Here is a 19,590-nt window from a genome sequence, read left to right on the forward strand (position 1 = left end):
AAAAACTGCTGTCAATGTCTCACAAGGAAACATTGACAGCAGCTGAAGAGCCTCGGCTCTTTTTTATTGTCTTACAGCCTCATTAGCGGCAAAGCGTTTTGAAAAATGTTGTTCTAATCGCTTTTGCCCGGCTTCAATCAAAATACACAACAGCCAATAGATGATGGCAACTAGCACATACATGGACATGTAATCAAAGGTTCGTCCGCCAACGATCTTAGCTTTTTGAAAAATATCAGGAATCGTGATCATTGCTGCCAAGGAGGTTCCTTTCAACAAATCCATTGCCACATTACTCAATGCCGGTACAGATATACGAAAAGCTTGCGGCAAAATAATCAGACGCATCGTTTTCGTAAAGGATAACCCTAACGCATAGGCAGCATCAAATTGCCCACGATCCACACCAGCAATTGATCCTCGGTAGATTTCCCCGATAAATGCGCTGCTGGTCAATGTAAAACAGATGATCGCAGCACTAAGCGCCGACAATTGATAAGGCAAGCCAAAATACAGTAGGAACAACAAGACCAACGCTGGGACGCCTCTTAGAAAGGAGAGGTAGCCCCGCACGAACCCTCTAATGATGGGGTTTTCCAGCATCCCTAAGAAGGTGAGCATGATCCCTAATACGTTGCCTCCTAGAAACGAAACGACAGCAATGCCGACCGTATAGGACAAGCCCGACAGCAAATAGGGCAATGACTCCCACATCAACGGCAAATCAAGGGTTGGAATATACATTAGTCTGTTTCAACCGTTTGAATCGCTTGATCAGATTTTACTGAAATATCGGTTTGAAAATACGTTTCCGCAAGTTCTTTTAAACGGCCGTCTTCTTTCATTTCTGCTAAAACAGCATCCACTTTTTCCTGCAATGCCTGATGATCTTTCACAAATAAGAAGCCCGTTTCATTCGGATTAAAGTAGACATCTTCCAAAATTTTTACAGGGATATCTGGCAAAGCAGCGACTGCCATTTTTTGCAAATAATAATCATTCAAGATCACATCCGTTCGACCATTCGCAACATCTGTCAAATACTGATCATTCGTTGCGTTGTCGTAAGTCACTAATTCTGCCCCATAGGATTCGGCTAAGCGCATGTAGCTGGTATTCGGTTCACCAGCAGCTTTTTTGCCATCCAAATCTTCTAAAGAAGCAATCCCAGAGTCATCACTTTTTCGCACGATCATACTATCGAACGAGTATTTGATAGGCGTTGAAAGACTGAATTTTTCCGCCCGTTCATCCGTCAAACCAAAATCGTTGGCAGCAAAATCGGCTTCTCCACGTGTTAAAGAAGAAACTTGTCCATCGACATTGTACTCTTTAAATGTGATCTCTACGCCTAATCGCTTGGCTACTTCTTTTGCCACATCGACATCATAGCCCACTAATTCATTTTCATCGTTATAGTAAGACGATGGATACAAGGTTCCCGAAGTAGCAACAACCAATGTTTTGGCTTCTTCTACCTTACTTAGACTGGTGTCTTCTTCCGTTGGTTTGCTGCAGGCACTTAACAGGACCCCCGCAAATAAACCGAAAAAGCCAACCATTGCAACGATTTTCCCTTTTCTAACTTGTTTCATAATATCCTCCTCTTAGTTTCCTTGTTTTGGCAACAGAAATCGTTGCTGTGTTTCAAATAAATAGCCGACTTGGAAAAGTAGGTCTTCTCTGCCTTTAGACGCCATAAATTGGACCCCTAGCGGCAACCCTTCCTCGCTAAGAGCAGTTGGCAAGCTGATGGCTGGCTGCCCCGTTAAATTGGCTAATTGAGTGTAAGGTGTCAGAGCATAGCTCTTGGCAAACATTTCTTCGATCAACTCACCCGCAGCACTTTTTCCAAGCGATTCGATCTCATGCAGTCTTTGGCGAATGCTATCGCTTTGTAAGTCTTCCTCAATCAAAGGGGCTGGATAAGCCGTCGTCGGGGTCAAAAAGAGATCATAGGTCGAAAAGACTTCTTCCATTTTTTCTGCCAATTGATCCCACCACTGCAAGGCAAGAACGTAATCGGCGGCAGGCAGTTTTTTGCCATATTGGTAAAGTGCCCAGGTCATCAATTCCATCTCTTCCCGTCTGACCAGTACTTGACGAGCAGCATTGATCTCAGCAAACATCGCAGCTGTTTCGCCGCCATTCATGGCGTAATAAGTGGTCATCATTTGCTGACCATCCACTGGATAGCCCACTTCAACGACTTCATGCCCCTGCTTTTCTAAAAATGCGGCTGCACTTCGGACTGCTTGGATGGCAGTTTCAGACACTTGGCCACCGGTCGGCGATGCGGTAGTAAAAGCAACCTTCAACCGCGGTTTTTGACTCGCTTGCCGATGATGCCATTCTACTTGCGGTGCCTGATAAGGGGCTGTCGGCTGTGACGTCCGCAACGCATAAAACAACTGTTCCGTATCACGCATGGAAAGCGTCAACGCAAAGTTGATGGAAGCGCCTTGCCAGCTGCGCCATTCACTAGGACCCACTGGCATCGTACCACGGGTTGGCTTCAAACCAATCAATCCGCTAAAGGATGCTGGAATGCGGATCGATCCGCCGCCATCACTGGCACCCGCAATCGGAAACATCCCCGAAGCCACTGCCGCTGCCGCACCACCACTGGAACCACCAGCTGAATAGGCAGGATTCCACGGATTACGTGTAGGCCCATACAATGTTGGATCAGTGATATTTTTGAATCCAAATTCTGGTGCATTGGTTTGCCCTAACGGCACAAAGCCTGCCTCTTTTAAACGAGAGACAAAATGAGCCGTGCGGCTGGCTCGTGCTTTAGCAAACAGTTTGGCTCCTGACGTTGCTGGCCACCCTGCTTTGGTTTGGCCGAGTATTTTTAACGGCATGGGTTGTCCCCCAAAAAACGTTTTTTGAAGATGCTGCTCGTAATGCTGGATCGCTGCTTGCGGATCAAATGTTACAAGCGCATTCAAAAGCGGATTTTGTTGATTGACTTTTTCTTCGATCATCGCCACCCGCTCTGCAAAACTGATTTTTCCTTGCCGCAATTGTTCCGCCCAATAGGTCGCATCTTGCATGCTTGCCCCTCCTTTTTCTCAAAACCTCAAACAATTATCTATGCTGTAACACACGAAAAAATCTTCTTTATATAGACTACAATATACCAAACACTAGGAAATCTTTCAACAAAAATAGAACAGTTTTTAAACCTGTATTATATCGTTATCAAACATTCCCATATTTTTTACTACCAGCTGTCGACCAACGCTTCTTCTTAGCTGTCCCCATCATTACCTAACAAAAACGGCACATCGCCAAACGATGTGCCGTTTTGATTTACTTGTATTTTTCTTCCAGCTTGCTCATCCAAAGACCTAACCAAGCCCCCAAGACAAACAAGATAATTCCGATGACCGCCGTTACCCAAGTAAAGCCGCTATAGTTTGCCACCGGAGGAATCACGATCAATATCGTTGAGGCAATAACGATCCCTAAAATGAAGTGATAGACTTTTGAATGATAATGGCTCAATAGCCACTCCATCAATTTCGAAAACAGCAGCATCACTGCCAAGCCGCCAATGGCGATCGGTAGAAAGACCCCCATGATGTCAAAGCTCTTAAAGCCTTTCAACATCGGATCATAAAGGCCCAGAACGAGCAAAAGGTTTGAAGGACTCAAGCCGGGAACCAAAACACCTAACGCGATCAGACCGCCGGCGATCACAAAACCAATGAAATTGGCAGGGATCGTTCCTAAGATATCGCCCATAAAATAGAGGAACAAGAAGCCGATGACCATACTGCCGAAGAACCAAAGCAGGTCGCCGGTTGTCCGTTTGCTTTTCAAGGTCGATTCTTTAGCAAGTGCCGGTAACGTCCCAATAATTGCCCCCGCAAAGCCCCACAAAACGATGATTTGATAGTTTTGCAGCAGCCACTCTAATGGCTTTGATAAAAGCCCGATCCCTACGATTCCCCCGATCCCTACTGGCAGAAAAAAGAGGAGATTCTCTTTAAAATTCTTCGTCAGATGTGCCATAAAGCGCAGCATCCGCTCATAAATGCCTAAGATGGCTGCCAATACGCCACCTGAAACACCAGGCAAGATAAAGCCCAAGGCAATCACCACACCTTTAAGAAAACGTGACAAAATACTTTCGTTTCTCTGTTTTTCCATTTACAATTGCTCTCCTTAGCGATGGTTTTCACCAATCGTTCTTTTTTCATCAATCCCTTTAACTATACTTGATTGCCAAAAAAATGGAAAGTAATTTCTAATTCCTCATACAAAGGCAGATTTCAAAGTTCTTTCAGCATCAAGAAATCCGTTTGCTCATCATCCCCCATAAAAAAGGAATGACTGCCAACTCTTTCAAAGCCCATCGTATGATAAAAAGCCAACGCATTGTCGTTAAATTCCCAAACGCCTAACCAGATCGACTTTTTCTGCAGCTCTTTGGCGGTCTCTTGGGCAAACAGCAGCAGTGTTTTGCCATAGCCTCTGCGCTTATGTTCTTTTTTAATATAGATTCGTTCAATTTCCAACCCCTCTGGGGCAATCGCTTCCGTTTGCGCCTCACCCCAGTTAAGTTTGATATATCCTACGGTTTGATCATTATCTTGTAAAAAATAAAACGCCGACTGCGGATTTTCTAACTCTCGGGTCAGTTTCGGCAGATTGTAGGCTTCTTCTAGATAGATACGAGTATTTTCCTCCGTATTGAAAGGAGCAAATGTATCGTAATAGGTGGATACGCTGATTTCTCCCAATTCTTCTAAATCTGCCAAAGTACATCGTTTGATAGCCATCAAAACGCCTCCCCATTTTTTCAAGCTATTCTATCACATCTCCATCATCCCTTGCAAAAGCAAAAAGGACAGACAGCTTTCCCCACTGTCCGTCCTTTCATAGACTTACTCTTTTATAACCAAGAGCCAGAAAACTGATGGATCACCATCGTACTCGGATCTTCCTCGACCTCACCAGTGATATAGCTTTTTGGTGAAAACGTCATTTGCGGGAAGATTTCTACACCCTTAACGGTTTGTCGTTGATTATTCAATTCTAATCCGTGGTTTTGCAACAGTTCCGTCACTCGGATCACATTGGTGACGACATCTTCCGTTTTTTCTGCCCGGACAAATTTTCGGTCATCGTAATCGTGGTACCATTCTTCCATAAAGGGATGATGCGGCACCGCTCCAATGATCCCAGTAGAAATCTTGGTTTCGATCTCAAAGCCCATAAATGCCTCCAGTGTCAAGAGCTCATCTAAAGGTTTGACCACCTCGATATCGGTATCCATATAAATACCGCCTTCTGTCACTAACGCATACAAACGAACCACATCTGACACAAAGGCCCATTCTTCTTGGTCATAGGCCTCTTTTAGATAAGGACCGAATTTTGAAAGGTCGATCGTTGATTCATCCCAACGTTTGATCTCATAATCCGGACAATATTTTTTCCAGGTATCCATGTATTTCTTTTCTTGTTCACCTAATGGATTGCCGCCAAACCAGCAATAATGAATAATTTTTGGAATCATCAATCTCTCTCCTTTAGTTTATTGGTCTCTTTTAAGTGTAGCTGATTTTGCAATTGTTTCAAAATCATATACACTTTTTTCAGCGAAAGCAGTTGCTCCTGCTCCAGGGCATGATCAGAAAAATCCATTAAAAAAAGCACCAGAATCAGCGATTCTAGCGCCTTTTTGAGGGATTACTTATAAATAGCGATTGTCCCGTAAAACGGCTTTTTTAATATCTGCCACCGTTTGCGTCCCCGCAAGCTGCATGACCATCTCCAATTCTTTTTTGAAGAAATCAAAGACTTGTTGAACACCGGTAGCACCACCTAGAGCCAACCCATAGATCACTGGGCGGCCGATCGCCACTAGATCTGCTCCGCAAGCAATCGCTTTAAAGACATGCTGTCCTCGCCGTACCCCGCTATCAAAGACGATCGGCGCCCGACCTGCCACTGCTTCAGCCACGATCTGTAAGGAATCAAAGGAAGCTGGACCACCATCCAATTGGCGTCCCCCGTGATTTGAGACCCAAATCCCTTGTGCACCTGCCCCTAAAGCTCGTTCCACATCTTCTTCTGATTGCACCCCTTTGACATAAACTGGCAAGTCAGATTCTTTGGCGATAAAAGCGACATCCTGGGGACTTAATTTTTGTTTTGAGGAGCCGTAAACGGCATCCATCGTTTGTCCGATCCCTGATTGATAGGCCTGAACGATCGGCATTGCCAACGGAAAGGTGAAGCCATTGCGGCGATCCGTTTCTCGATTGCCCCCCACAGTTGCATCTGCGGTCAAAACGATCGCTTTGGCGCCATTGCGTTTTGCCATCGCCAAGATGTCTTTATTGATGCCATCGTCTTTACTCATATAAAATTGGAACCACTGCGGCGCTTCTTGGCCACCAGCTGCTCGGATTTCTTCCAACGTACAAGAGGCATACGAACTCGCCGTATAGATCGTGCCAAAACGTGAAACACCTTTGGCTGACGCTTGTTCTGCCGCAACATTTGCTAAGCCGTGGGCGGCAACAGGCGCCATAATGATTGGCGCTGACAACGTATCACCGCCAAAGGACAACGTTGTGTCCGGTAATTCAATGTCCTTTAAGACATGAGGAATGATCAATTTGTGATTGAAGGCGCGTTCATTTTCTTGATAGGTAAAAATATCCCCCGCACCACTGCTGATATAGCCATACCCACCTTTAGGAATCACTTCCTCTGCCGCGATCTCCAAATCGCGCATATTGATAAAATCGATTGCTCCTTCTGCGGTACTTGCTTGATAAATTTTTTCCATGCCTTTCCCTACTCTCCAATAAGATAACGTTTACATTTTCATCCTACGCCTGATTGCAGGATCACGCAACTCATTCGCTCACTCCTGTCAAATAGGCTTCTTTTACTTTCCCACTCAAGACAGCCCTCCATTTGAGTGGGCTGAATTATTTTTTTGTTCGTACGAAATATTCTGCCAATAACAACGGCTGAATCGTTGGATATGTCCAGTTGGCAGGCGGCTCTGCCATTACATAGATTGCTTCGATCTCTGAGGTCAATTCATCCTGCAAGTCCGTGATCTGGGCTTCAAACACCCAGCCGTAATCGGTCTCCCCGTTTTTTTCTACACCATAGATAAATAACGGTTCTAGGGTAAAGTGCTTGGCGCCTGTTTCTTCTTTTAATTCACGGGCAGCACACTCTGTGATGCTTTCTCCTAGTTCTCGCTTGCCTCCAGGGATCTCCAATGTGTCTCGTTCTTTGTGTTTGACATAGACGAACTTTTCTTGGTACTTGCTGATGATCACGGCAAAAAGTAGCTGCTCTTCTGCGATCTTTTCAAGCTCGAATATCGTTACGTTACTCATTTTTCTCATTCCTTTCAAAAAAGCAGACATGCTTCTAAAATAAACAGTCGTTAAATCAAAAAAAGTGCTGATCCCTTATGGAAAGGGTCAGAACTTGCAACTTATTACTCTTCTTCTTCCGCCATGAAGTTAAGTCCATTAAAAATAATTGAAGATAGTTGGTATTTCAACGATTTTTGTATACAGTTAATCACTTTATTGATGCTAATTCATCTTGATTGGTATTCTAATCGTATTCAAAAACGTATTCATGTTGCGTGGCGTGCTTTTGATAAGGAAGCTCTAATCTAAACTCTATCCAATATTTTATTTTATTCAGTTACATAATAAAGTTTTATAGCATTCTACAGAAACACATATAATTACACATTAATTACAACAATGATGTGATATTTTTTAGTTTTTGTTAATTTAGTAGGGCCATTGATATCCTCTTTTAAGGCTTTCCTCTGAATCCGTTAGATATTTAATAATATTCTTATAACCTAATTTCTTCATAGTGACAATAACTAACTTGTTAAGCTCCCATGCAATTTTACGCCCGTTTAGAGCTTCGCTTTCAGTCAATCTATAGCCTGAATGTACAACTTTATTTCGCAAAGAATAAACCTCTGTCCAGTATTTATAAGCAATAGAATCTTTATTTTCGATATCAAAAAGCAAACCATTCTTGGTGAGGTACGGACCTAAATGTTGTGTCAATATGTTCTTATATGCTATTTGAGGTATATTGTCTATTTTGTCTTGTGGCTTCCCTTGACGAATAAAAATTTCCTTAACCATTGCATACATCAATCTCTCGATACAAGCATGGATTTTTAAAAAACCTGAATGAAAAGAACCTATTTTATAGAGATTACTGGCCTCCGAGAATAATACTGCCAAATCAAAGTATGGATTCTGATTTAAGTTTTCTACCAGAGTTACCAAATCACGCCGTTCTTCTGAAGAGAGTAGAACATGCTCTCGCTCAAGATTCGCAAAATGAAAATTCATGAGAAGTTTTGCCTCAAGATTTTTTTCGTTAAATTTCGATTTTCTACAGATCCAAACAGGTAAACCTGCTGGTAATTCATAACGATTAATTAGTGTAAAGTCTTCATATTTAAATCTTGTAATTAGAACTTTTATGATATTGTTTAGAAAATCCAACGAATCATCGACAGCTTCGCTAATAAGCCTATCTTCATTACTTGGGGTAATACGATCTGGTAATACACTGATAATATCAACTTCTGATGTTACTTTTCCGACTTCTGAATATTCACGGTCAGTATATTTATGTTTGACTTTAAGTCCTTTCCTATTTTTCCTTGAATAAATTCCACCCGACTCATCCAAAGGTAATTGAAAAGGCAAAGCAAATCGAACAATGATAAATCCAGAAGGAGTAAAATTATGTATTTGAATTTTTAAATTTTTATATTCAGCATTTGTAATGTAGCTCATAACCTTTTTTTCTTGCAACTTTCACTTTCTCCTTTAGCAACGCCAGAGTATACTCTATTGTTACATACCTTATTTCTTATTATATCAGTATTTCTCTGTGACACATAAGGGTGTAACATAATTATTTTAAACGAAATGACTACAAGTAGTCATTGAAGCAAATCTCCATAAGACATTTGTAAAATCTTTTAAAAAGAAGCGTCGAAAGAAGGAACTTTTCTTCAACGCTTCTTTTATTGACTCAATTTTCAATATTACTTGAACGAATAATCTGATTTCTAAACTCTCGAAAAACTTCTTGTGGTTGATAATAGTCTGGATCTATTTCAAATGTTTCTGAGAATAATTCATTGAATTTTTCTACTGAAATAATGATTTTACCATTCTTCTCTCGACTGTTTTCTATTATTTCTGCTTCTAATTCAAATAAATCTAGTGACGAACTAAAATCATAAATCCTGTCATATTGAATAAAAAAATCAAGAAAAAGTTGCTCAAACTCTTCCTTATTTATCACTAATGTTTCAAACGGAACAACTTTATTTTCCTCAGCCATTCTCCCAGTTCCCCCACTTCCATTTTCAAAAATCACAAAACTGATATTACCTTAAAAGCTACTGACAAAATAAAACTTATAAAGTAAATGGCAACCCAACTAGGTAACCATTTGCTCTACGTAATACGATTTGGTAATCCTGCATTTCATTCGGTAATTCATAATAGTAATTTATTGTTTCTGCTTTGTCACTTTCAATATACTCTGGATTATCTAATATCATAGCATACTCATAAAGCTCTTCACCATCCTTATTTTCAATCGACCATTGTTGTGGACGTATTGGTTTTTCTGTATCATTTTTAAGTGTATAGGTCACTTGTAATACACGATCATGTTGTGCAAATTCATTTCTTTTTTCGGTCACTTCAATATTTTTAAATGTTAGTTCAACCCCATCTGCCTGATAAGTTTCACCTATTTTTAAATCTATTGTTACAATTTTTATTGGCTTTTCTTCTGGAAAATGTCTGGCTTTAATTGTTAGATAACTTCCAAAAAGAATCAATCCTAGTAGCACTAAAAGAATTCCTTTAACGAGCCACTGAAACGGGAAGTAAACTTTAAACATCTTTTTTCTCCTCCGTTTTGTATTTGTTTTTTAGAGAATACGATAACTTTTGATCAATGTCATCAAGCTTTTCAATTACTTCATTACTTATCATTGATTCTAGTTCTGAAATTTTTTGTTCAAATTTAATGCTTTCAGAATCATTAAATTTATTATTTGATGGACTAGCTAACACTGGTAAATTTGAAACCATAACACGAAACATATTTGCCTTGGAACCAAAAACTCCTTTGTTTTGGTTGTAAAAATTGTTGAATATTTCTTTAGTTTCTTCTGAAGCCGAGACTTTAAAATATGGATAGTTCATTTTTTTCTTCCACCTTTCTTTTTTTGGGAGGGAGTCTGTAGGGAGCTTGCTCCCTCAGAGATTTACCCACCATCTGACTTGCCAGAAAGTAGCCTAGCGTGAGCGGGGCGGATTGACTGGCAAGTAGATGGGTAGCTGGCGTATGTCCTAAAAACTGCTTCTTTCCAAGCAACTCTTCATAGGCAAAAAACTGGAAAGTCCAATAACAAGCCCATTCAGAATTCCATTTCAAAATTTTGTTGCCTTTTTTGCTGATTTTCAATCATTTGTTGTGTGAATTCATAATCCTTTTTAGCACGATACATTTTTACATCGTCATTCATTATGCGACTGATTTGATAGTGAATCTGTTTAGCAGAAGGTGTATGAGAACAATTTTCAAAACCCTTTGCCGGTAGAAATAACTCTTTCTGATCAGTCTTTTTAATAGAAATTGTTTTACTTTTCGCACTACGTAAAGTTTGAGGATTCACATCCGTATGAAGTTTAATCGTGTATTCTTGATCATCTTCTAAAGACATTGTATTTACAAAATGCTTGTCTACCTCTCGCAAGAAGTCATCATATTTAATGAATTTTTCATCGCCTTCACGGTCGCTAAATTGCTTTTGTGCGATGGAATCTAATTCCACAAAAGGTACATTTAACTCACCAGTTTTGTAATTTACTCCACTAATTAGCGACATAACTTGCTCTCTTTCCATATTAAAAAAATTTTTTATATGTGATTCTTCTAAATTCTTTTCAAGTTGTTCAGAAACAGATTCAAATGAATATCTTTTCCCTAACTTTCTTGCACTAAAAGTACGTTCGACATACTGACTTTTTTCTTTTCTAGATTGTTTATCTCTTCCTAAAGTAATTAACTCACCTCTACGCTCATAGAAATTTACACCTTGTTTGTAAAGAACATAGCCAAGTTTGTAAAGAACATAGCCAAGTTTGTTATTTGTTTTTGAAAATTGATAAACTTCAATGTTATATTCTTTTGCCAAATGATCCGAAAAATCTTCAAAAGAATTCACTTCGCATTTTTCCAACGTTGCTTCGATCGCATTTTGCACAAACTCTTGATAATTAATTTTTCCATATTTCATCTTAGAAGGATCGTTTGAATAAAGATTGGTTCTCTTTTCTAAGTTTTCATAGTACTCATTATTCACTGATTCAAGACCATGTTCATTGAGGACTTGATCGTTAATTTTTCGCATTAGTTCTAAATCTTTAGGGTCAATACGCAACCTTTTACATGTTTCCATGTTAATATTATTAATGACAAGATGACTATGAAAATGATCTTTATCATTGTGACTTGCAACAATGATTTGCGAATTTGGAAAAGCTTTCTCTGCAAATTCGACAGCTATTTCGTGCATTTTATCAATACTTAACTCTTTAGAAGTACTCTTATCAAACGAATGAATAACATGAAACGCTTGTGCTATATCTTTAGATTTATTCATCTTGGTACGTACTAAATTCATTTCTTGCAGTGCTTCCTCACTATCATCACTACAATTTATTCCTGAGACTGCAACACATTTTTCTTTTTTTGAAGGATTAGCTGCATATTGTAATAGCGAGGATAAATTTTTCTTGCGTCCTTTCGATGTTATAGTAGCTCCCAAAGTTGTTTCACCTCATCTTTTAAACTTGCAATAATCTGAATTGAGTGAATTAAATTCCGATCAACTTTTTGGGAATACTCTTCTTTCGTACCCGGTCTAGTTTGCTTTTCTATCCAATATTCGAAATATTCTTTTTCTACTTCTGATAATTTAAAAAAAGAGGGGGCACTCCGATTGGACTCCAAAAAAATGTCATCTGGATAACTAATCATCAACTTTTTTGCTATGCTATTCGCAAGTTCATCTTTAAAAATGTTGTAACGGCTAGCATCAAAACTAAAATGTAGGCTCTTTTCTTTTTTATCTTCAGATTCTTCTCTAAAATATTTAGCAATGATATTTAATGCCTTTACCGCTTGATTCAAATTGTTACCAATTTGATTTAACTGTTTGGTTAAAACTACCCTATCATCTTCAGCTAACAACGGCGGTTCATATTTGAGTCCCTTTAACCGCTCACGGCAAACGTCTGCTCTAGAAATTCCCCTTTGTTTTGCAATCAATGTCAGTTCAAGATAAGTCTTTTTATCGACACGAAAATTTAAGGCCTCACTATGTTTGCGATTTTTTTCGTACATTTTTTGTTTATCATCCATTGATTATCCCCTCACATTTTTTTCTAGAGAGCAACATTTGAAATTGCTCTCTATTTCATTTTTCATCTTTAATTCTTCTTGAATCATCAGTTCAATATAATTAGTGACCGTGATTTTTTCATTTGTTGCTTTCTTTACTGATTCACATAATTCGTCAAGTTCTAAGAAATCATGTGTACTAATCTGTAGAATTAATTGCATGACAATCACCTCTTTATTTTTTAAGTAAACTATCGAAAAGTGGATTAGGATCATTAAGTGTATCTCTGAATAACTCGTTGTCTTCATAGGTAAACCTTCGTCTTGGTTTTGATCCCTTATCATTTTCACGGATTTCACTATCAATAATCACTGTTTCATGATTTGAATCAAATTTTTTCGCTGACTTTCTGTCTTCAACGATATTGATTTTTTGTGTTTTTTCTTTCATTTCTCCACTATCTTTTTGAACGTTCTCCCGAACATCTACTGTTTTGAATCCTTGACTACTTGTAGAACTTTGTACATTTTCTCGAACATCTACTGTTTTTGGTTGACTTGCACTGCTACTTTGCACTTTCTCTCGGACATCCACTGATTTAAAGCCTTGACTACTTGTAGAATTTTGTACATTTTCTCGAACATCTACTGTTTTTGGTTGACTTGTACTGCTACTTTGCAGAGTTTCTCGAACATCAATTGTCTTAGTACCTTGACCATTTGAAGAACTTTGTAAATTCTCTCTTACATCAACATTCCGTCCGACATGACCATTCAATGAACCTTGAATATTTTCTCGGACATCTACTGATCGGCCACCTTGACTACTTGTAGAATTTTGTAGATTTTCTTTGACCAATTTTTCTAATCCAGTATTTGAATTTTTAGCTTCTTGGATTCTTTCTTTGGTCAACGCTTCTTTTTCGTCCATATTAGCGCCTGTACGTCCTTCTACACGTCTCCTTAACATTTCCTCACGATTCATTGCTTCAGGCGTGTATTTCGCTTCCTGTCGCTTCTGATTAATTAATTCTTCAGCAGACTTAGCTTGACCGTGCATAGCATTTTTACGTTCTTCAATATCTTGTTGGACTTTTTGCTGAATTGCACTTACAGGATTATTATTCGATTCAGCATTATTTTTCATTGCTTCACGCATACGTTCAGAACTAGACATAATACTATCGGCATTTTCAACCTTAGCACCATCTTTTCTATCCGAAAGACGTGTTGGCATGGAATCAGCATATTTTCCAGTTTCATCTTCTTTATTTTTAGCTAACATAGGCTTGCTATTTTTATTAATAGCGGACACAGTACCATCATCTAAGCCTTCTTTGAACTTATTCTTGGTATCATTAGCCATATCACGCATACTCTTAAATGGTTTTGTTGCTCTTTCACTAGCCATCGTAGCTCCATCTGAAGCTAAACCTGATAATCCACGTTCATGGGCATATCCCAAAGCTCTTCCAGTTTTGCCAGCTTTTTTTGATAGAGTTTCGCCGAAATTCTTTTCTGGTTTTCGATCTTCTCCTTCTCCGCTGTCTGATCCATTTCCATTTCCGCTTCCTTTAGCACGATTAAATCCATTTGATCCTTTTCTAAACAGCATTGCGCCCATACCAAAAGCAGAAGCAAGTTGCCCATAACCTTCTTTGAGTCCAATATCAACACCAAAGTATCTCATGACTGTTCCACTGCCTTTGATTAAAACAAAAACGGCACAGATATAAGCAATTGTTTTTATAAAAATATTTGTTGAGATACCTTGTCCTGAGTTCAGAAAATTGATAAACATAGCAAACATGGATAGTCCAAATCCTTGAAAGCCTACAGTCAAATAGCACTGTAGAATATCTGATAGAACAACTTTTGAACGCTGTCCTGTTTCTAAGTCAGTAGCAAATACTAAAACTCCGAGTACACGTTTAAATGCTAACTCGAGTATTGCTGTAATTATAATGAAAGCACTAAAAACATACGCTACCGCTAAAGCAATCAATCCAAAAGAAATTCCCCACAGGTTCGCTTGATAGCGATAATATCCTGATTTGATACCATCAACAAAGGTTGATAAAAAATTATCTGAAAATTTAGTAGCAACAAATTCATTATCAGAATTTTCAACTAATTCATAACGCAGATTATCAGCTGTTGGGTTCTCTTTTTCCATTTTATCAATTACATTATCTGTCAATACTTGCGTAAGATCCGTTTTCCAGAAATTTTCTTTTGTTAGATTATTTCGGTCATTTGTTTTATCAATTGTCGAATATTGATCTGTCTTATTAATATAAGCTAAATCTGTCACTCCCTGCTCAATCAATGACCATGCTACACCGCCATCTTGATTATTGATACTAGTTGCGTCATTATAAAGAGTCTTTGCAAACATTATTCCTGAAAGTTTTTCTGTTGATCCAATCAAAGTCGGCATTAAAAGAATTAATGCTACAGACATCACTACGTTCATTCCAACCGATTTTAAATCCACTGTTCCTTTTCCAGTAATCATTTTGTAACCAACAAACATCAGTGAAAGTATCATTAAACCAATAACAACTGTACTTAAGACCGATTGATAAACTTTATTCATTCCCGTACTTTCAATAAAGCTAAACAAATCTAACACTTCGGGAATCATATTTTGAATACCATCTACAATTGCAAACATCGATTTTATAACAGACCACCCTATCCACAATCCAAACTGACTGTAAAAATTTCCGTTATATTTTTTTAAATACGATTGATAGACAGGATTATTCAAAAATTCAGTTTGACTTTCCGTGTCATCAAACCAATTGAAAATGCTTGCTTGGACAACATTACCGGTGAAAACAACGATAAACATTAAAACAAGTATGCTCAAAGCTAACCAGTGTATTTTTCTACTGGCAATCTTTTCTTTAACTATTTTCATTATTACCTCCCTCAGCCCATTTTCTGAGACTCTCAGAGAGCTTCTGAGCTGTTTTTCTGTCAATTATGATATGAGTTACACAATTGTCATTTTCAGATCTTAAATCGAGAACTATAGTGTTGAAGCAAATAGTCTCGATTAATTCGAGATTATCTGTATTTTGATCTAGACACCAAACTTGATCTATTAAACGATTTTCAATCAAAATAACCCCTCCTATATTCAAAGTTCTCAAATGAAGCGGAGATACCCCTCCACTTCATTTGACTCAATTCTATTCTTATTGCTTATCTATTCCTTCACTGATTTGCAATTCAATTAGTTCTAACGCTTTATTTTTTAGAGAAGCAAAGATATAATCGTCTTTTTGTTTGATACGGTGATCTGTTTTTGCTCTTCGTATCAAGTCACGTAAAGTCATTGATAGCTGTTCTCTAACATAATCTACAAAATACTTGTTATTACAGATTTCATAGATAATTTTCAGTTGAATTTTTTGTTCTTTTTCAGCAGATTTAATCGCATATTTGAATTTTTTATACCAGTCATAAAATTGACTGTAATCGTTATTACCCACTAATTTCAGACAGTTTACAATATTATCCCCCCATACCTGATAAAGCCATTCTTTTTCAATTAATGATTCAATTAATATTTCATCTAATTTTTTATTTTCAACTGAAAGTGAATCAATAAAGTCAGCATTTTGAGATTCTTTAAAATCTTTAAAATCTTTAGAAGAATGATTAAGTTCTTGTAAAAATTTTTCACCTGGAAGCGGGAATGACTTATCACCATCGAATGTTGATTTGTCGGAAGGTGTATTTTTTTCACTTGGACTGTAATGTTGATTTGTCGGAAGGTGTAAATTTTCCTCAATGCACTTTTTTTTGTAGAAATCTCCTTCGCTGAATTCTGGTTTCAATAAATAATAAAAATTTGGATTATTCTTCCCAGTTTTTTTGTTAAATCCATTTTTTTTAATCGTAATTAATTTATATTCTTCTAGCTCTCTCAAAGCGCTTATTACCGTTTTCTTTGTTAAACAAGATTTTTCAGCTATTTTTTCTATAGCAAAAATCAAAAAAATTCTTCCTTTGCTGTCAACTTTTGAATTCTCTAAAGAATATTCATTTTGTTTTTTCAAATACATATAAACTTTTTTTGTACTTTGTTTCATCTTCTTATATTTTTTATGTTTATCTAAAAAAATCGGATACTTCAAGTATTTTTCAGCATATACGTCATCTTTTGAGTATGCATACTGAGCAATTAATTTATCTATTTCTTCCATTTATTCCTCTTCTTTCTAATAAATGTTAAAATGTAGTCAAATAAAGTTTTCTTAGAACTTTATTGTCGAGTGTTTCCTGTGGTCGCCAAACTGTCGGGAACACTCCTTTTAATTTTTTTCAAAGTATTTTTATATTTTCTATACTTCATCATTATTCAAACAAACACTTCCTTTTTTCTATCAAAAGCACGCCACGCAACTTTTTATACTTCATATTCTTTGATAAACCTTGCTAATTCTTCTTTTCTAATAAATTGACAATCTCCGATTATGCTTACTTTTAAACCTTTCTCTCTGATAAATTTTTTTAATGTACTTCTGCTACAGCTTAAATACTTACAAGCTTCTCCCAATCTAAAAACTTCTTTGCTTAGAGATGTTTCAATTCGAACTTGATCTACTGCTTCTTTTGCAACTCGATAGAAATATCTTCGCAATTCTTGATCTAAATCCGATGGCAGAATAACTTGAATCTCAGATTTCATTTTCTTTGCCCCCACTAATTTGACTACATGTATTCAAATTCAACTTTTCGTCACTTTTCATTAAAAAAAATTTGATCAATTGTGATATTTTCAATTCCTTTTTCTTTCACAAGATACTTCAAAATAATCATTTCTTCTGGAGAATAGTTTGTTTTACCGCTTTCTTTGTTTCTTACCGCTTGTACTGAAATGCCATATTTTTCAGCAAGTTCAGATTGTGATAATCCACAAAACTTTCTAAAATCTTTAGGCTTCATGACTCCTCCTTCTTTTCAACTTTTCGTCACTAAAAGAATAACATATATTTATTCATACCGCAACGTAAAATTCAACTTTTATCTACTTTTTCATTTCATTATATGAGAATGTAGTGTAAACTGTAGAATAGAATAGATGAAGGTGGTGAAACCATTTTGTTTGATAAAAACATTAATCCTGAAATTGGAAAACGAATACAAGAAATACGTGTTTCTTTAGGGTATACTCTTGAAGAATTTGGCGAAAATCTGACACCTCCCGCAAGCAAAAGCAATGTTTCTAGATGGGAAAAAGGAAAGAACATACCCAACAAAGCGCGGCTACTAAGTATTGCTAAACTTGGTGGTGTTTCTACTGAATATCTACTGACAGGTAATTCTCAAAAAACTAAGAAATATATCAAGTATTTATTCAATGAGATTTTTTTTGACAACGGTACCTTCCATAACAAATTCAAAGATTTCGGTAAAGACAGAGATAGGCTTGGTCTATATGACTTATTTTTAGCAGTATCGAAAACATATAGTCTAGATAAATCACCTTCTTTAAAAGATAACTTTGTAGAAATGATTATAGATGATGTATATAAAAAACTCTTGCAAACTGATAAATCAGATGACCAACTCATCCTGGGTTTCATATATATTTGTCTTGATGAAAAACTTTCAAACAGACAGAAAAGTCTTAAAAGTATCAATTATGAAGTATTCAATTATTTAGGTGTTGCATTTGGTTTAATTGATAGCGAAATCAAATCTACAAACGCAGGTAACGATGAAGATTTATTAAATTATTTAAAAGAATTAACATCTTTTATTGATGAAATAAAAACAACTACATTCAACAAAAAAAAATATTTTCAAAATCAATATGATATAGAAGAATAAAGATTACATTTTCCTATCAAAAGCACGCCACGCAACTGATAGGAGGAAAAACAATGGCAACAATTAAACAATATGAAAAGAAAGACGGAACCAAAGCTTGGATGTTTCAAACATACCTTGGAATCAGCCCGCTAACTGGTAAAGAAGTCCGTACTACACGTAGAAATTTTAAAACAAAAAAAGAAGCTCAAATAGAGCTTAATAGACTACTTGTAGACTTTGAAGAGAATGGACTTAAAAGGGAAACGAACGAAACTTTCCAAGAAGTGTATGATCTCTGGTATGAAAGCTATAAAACTACTGTAAAAGAAGTCACTCAATTAAAAATTGAGATCAAGTTTAATAAATGGATTCTTCCAAAATATGGGCAGTTTAGAATTAAAGAAATTACTACAAAACATGTTCAGAAGATATTGAATCAGTGGGCTAAAACAACAGATCAATATAAAGTCCTACATTCTACCGTAAGCCGTATTTTCAAATACGCAATGACTCTAGGGCTGATCACTAAAAATCCCTGTGAGCTCGTAATCATGCCCAACAGAAATGTTGAAAAAAAGAAGGATACTGTCAAAATTTATTCACGAGATCAATTAGAAACCTTATTTCAATATTTGGAATCCAAAAGAAGTACGTATAGGGCAGAGTACGATAAAACTTTACTGCGCTTTCTATTTTTTAGTGGCTGTCGAATCAGTGAGGCTTTAGCCTTAGACTGGTCAGATATTGACTTTGAATCAAACACCGTCACTATAAACAAAACCTTAAGCCAAACAAAATATGGGTACAAAATTTCAAGTCCAAAAACGAGAAATAGCTATGGTTCCCTATCTTTAGACAATAAAACCATTAATTGGCTAAAGAAATGGCAAATCAATCAAAAAAGATATATGTTAACCCTCGGGATTACTGATCCAACAATGATTTTTTGTGGAATCTACAAAGAAATCATTACTAAACACGCTATCTATTCTCGTATGATCACAATCTGCAAGAATTCTGGTATTCCATTTCTAGGTAACCATGTAACCAGACACACTCATGCTAGTATGCTGTTAGAGTCGGGAGTCTCCATGAAGGAAGTTCAAGAACGCCTTAGACACTCATCAATCAAATTAACAATGGATACCTATGCTCATCTAACTAAAGAAACCAAAGAAAAAACCGTTGAAAAGCTTGCAGAGCACCTAAATTTCTAGCGGAACGTATTCAATCCCGTATTCAATTCAAAACAAAAAAAAGCTGAACCCTTATCTACCAAGGGTTCAGCTA

22 protein-coding genes are annotated in these 19,590 nt (G+C 37.1%); 2 read left to right on the forward strand and 20 right to left on the reverse strand.

Going from position 1 to position 19,590, the window contains the following annotated elements:
• Positions 1–63: 63 nt before the first annotated feature.
• From IGK14_RS12665 to IGK14_RS12760, 20 genes are all read right to left on the reverse strand, one after another.
• Positions 64–744: an amino acid ABC transporter permease gene (locus tag IGK14_RS12665; protein ID WP_005228575.1), complete on the reverse strand. Its 681-nt coding sequence runs from the start codon at positions 742–744 to the stop codon at positions 64–66.
• Positions 744–1,595, reverse strand: a complete 852-nt coding sequence (locus IGK14_RS12670) for a transporter substrate-binding domain-containing protein (RefSeq protein WP_005228573.1) — start codon at positions 1,593–1,595, stop codon at positions 744–746. Before IGK14_RS12670 ends, IGK14_RS12665 begins: the two co-directional genes overlap by 1 nt.
• Before the next feature lie 12 nt (positions 1,596–1,607).
• Complete coding sequence (locus IGK14_RS12675; protein ID WP_010749838.1) at positions 1,608–3,059, reverse strand: amidase; 1,452 nt, start codon at positions 3,057–3,059, stop codon at positions 1,608–1,610.
• A gap of 259 nt (positions 3,060–3,318) precedes the next feature.
• Positions 3,319–4,161 (reverse strand): DUF368 domain-containing protein, encoded by an 843-nt coding sequence (locus IGK14_RS12680; RefSeq protein WP_010749839.1) that lies wholly within the window; start codon positions 4,159–4,161, stop codon positions 3,319–3,321.
• A 122-nt stretch (positions 4,162–4,283) separates the two neighbouring features.
• A complete protein-coding gene (locus IGK14_RS12685) occupies positions 4,284–4,793 on the reverse strand; it encodes a GNAT family N-acetyltransferase (protein ID WP_010749840.1) in 510 nt (169 codons plus the stop codon).
• Positions 4,794–4,906: 113 nt separating this feature from the next.
• Positions 4,907–5,533, reverse strand: a complete 627-nt coding sequence (locus tag IGK14_RS12690; protein WP_010749841.1) for a glycosyltransferase family 32 protein — start codon at positions 5,531–5,533, stop codon at positions 4,907–4,909.
• Between the two features lie 177 nt (positions 5,534–5,710).
• The gene (locus IGK14_RS12695; RefSeq protein ID WP_010749842.1) at positions 5,711–6,814 is read right to left on the reverse strand and encodes an alpha-hydroxy-acid oxidizing protein; all 1,104 of its coding nucleotides are present in this window, start codon (positions 6,812–6,814) and stop codon (positions 5,711–5,713) included.
• Positions 6,815–6,959: 145 nt separating this feature from the next.
• The gene (locus IGK14_RS12700) at positions 6,960–7,382 is read right to left on the reverse strand and encodes an NUDIX hydrolase (RefSeq protein ID WP_438712367.1); all 423 of its coding nucleotides are present in this window, start codon (positions 7,380–7,382) and stop codon (positions 6,960–6,962) included.
• 411 nt (positions 7,383–7,793) lie between these two features.
• A complete protein-coding gene (locus tag IGK14_RS12705) occupies positions 7,794–8,849 on the reverse strand; it encodes a hypothetical protein (protein ID WP_010749844.1) in 1,056 nt (351 codons plus the stop codon).
• A gap of 223 nt (positions 8,850–9,072) precedes the next feature.
• Entirely contained in the window at positions 9,073–9,387 is a 315-nt protein-coding gene (locus tag IGK14_RS12710) for a hypothetical protein (RefSeq protein ID WP_002331591.1), read from the reverse strand.
• 76 nt (positions 9,388–9,463) lie between these two features.
• A complete protein-coding gene (locus IGK14_RS12715) occupies positions 9,464–9,958 on the reverse strand; it encodes a hypothetical protein (protein WP_002340436.1) in 495 nt (164 codons plus the stop codon).
• Positions 9,951–10,265, reverse strand: coding sequence for a hypothetical protein (locus tag IGK14_RS12720; protein ID WP_002340435.1), 315 nt, complete (start codon positions 10,263–10,265; stop codon positions 9,951–9,953). The genes IGK14_RS12715 and IGK14_RS12720 overlap by 8 nt, the downstream gene beginning before the upstream one ends.
• 215 nt (positions 10,266–10,480) lie before the next feature.
• Entirely contained in the window at positions 10,481–11,893 is a 1,413-nt protein-coding gene (locus tag IGK14_RS12725) for a relaxase/mobilization nuclease domain-containing protein (RefSeq protein WP_010749845.1), read from the reverse strand.
• Positions 11,878–12,489, reverse strand: a complete 612-nt coding sequence (locus tag IGK14_RS12730; protein ID WP_002321374.1) for a plasmid mobilization protein — start codon at positions 12,487–12,489, stop codon at positions 11,878–11,880. The genes IGK14_RS12725 and IGK14_RS12730 overlap by 16 nt, the downstream gene beginning before the upstream one ends.
• Positions 12,490–12,492: 3 nt before the next feature.
• Positions 12,493–12,690 (reverse strand): hypothetical protein, encoded by a 198-nt coding sequence (locus IGK14_RS12735; protein ID WP_002331596.1) that lies wholly within the window; start codon positions 12,688–12,690, stop codon positions 12,493–12,495.
• 13 nt (positions 12,691–12,703) lie between these two features.
• Positions 12,704–15,394: a pLS20_p028 family conjugation system transmembrane protein gene (locus IGK14_RS12740; protein WP_154694606.1), complete on the reverse strand. Its 2,691-nt coding sequence runs from the start codon at positions 15,392–15,394 to the stop codon at positions 12,704–12,706.
• Entirely contained in the window at positions 15,381–15,599 is a 219-nt protein-coding gene (locus IGK14_RS12745; protein WP_025481104.1) for a hypothetical protein, read from the reverse strand. The genes IGK14_RS12740 and IGK14_RS12745 overlap by 14 nt, the downstream gene beginning before the upstream one ends.
• A gap of 75 nt (positions 15,600–15,674) precedes the next feature.
• On the reverse strand, positions 15,675–16,688 hold the full coding sequence (locus tag IGK14_RS12750; RefSeq protein ID WP_069314812.1) for a replication initiator protein A: 1,014 nt from the start codon (positions 16,686–16,688) through the stop codon (positions 15,675–15,677).
• Positions 16,689–16,891: 203 nt separating this feature from the next.
• Positions 16,892–17,173, reverse strand: a complete 282-nt coding sequence (locus IGK14_RS12755) for a helix-turn-helix domain-containing protein (protein WP_010729034.1) — start codon at positions 17,171–17,173, stop codon at positions 16,892–16,894.
• Positions 17,174–17,223: 50 nt separating this feature from the next.
• Positions 17,224–17,430: a helix-turn-helix transcriptional regulator gene (locus IGK14_RS12760; RefSeq protein WP_010729033.1), complete on the reverse strand. Its 207-nt coding sequence runs from the start codon at positions 17,428–17,430 to the stop codon at positions 17,224–17,226.
• 156 nt (positions 17,431–17,586) lie between these two features.
• Between IGK14_RS12760 and IGK14_RS12765 the strand changes: the two genes are divergently transcribed.
• The gene (locus tag IGK14_RS12765; protein WP_010729032.1) at positions 17,587–18,318 is read left to right on the forward strand and encodes a helix-turn-helix domain-containing protein; all 732 of its coding nucleotides are present in this window, start codon (positions 17,587–17,589) and stop codon (positions 18,316–18,318) included.
• A gap of 53 nt (positions 18,319–18,371) precedes the next feature.
• Complete coding sequence (locus IGK14_RS12770; RefSeq protein ID WP_154694607.1) at positions 18,372–19,517, forward strand: site-specific integrase; 1,146 nt, start codon at positions 18,372–18,374, stop codon at positions 19,515–19,517.
• The last annotated feature ends 73 nt before the right edge of the window (positions 19,518–19,590 follow it).

This window comes from Enterococcus sp. DIV0970a (assembly GCF_051711265.1).
Taxonomy (GTDB): Bacteria; Bacillota; Bacilli; order Lactobacillales; family Enterococcaceae; genus Enterococcus_D; species Enterococcus_D casseliflavus.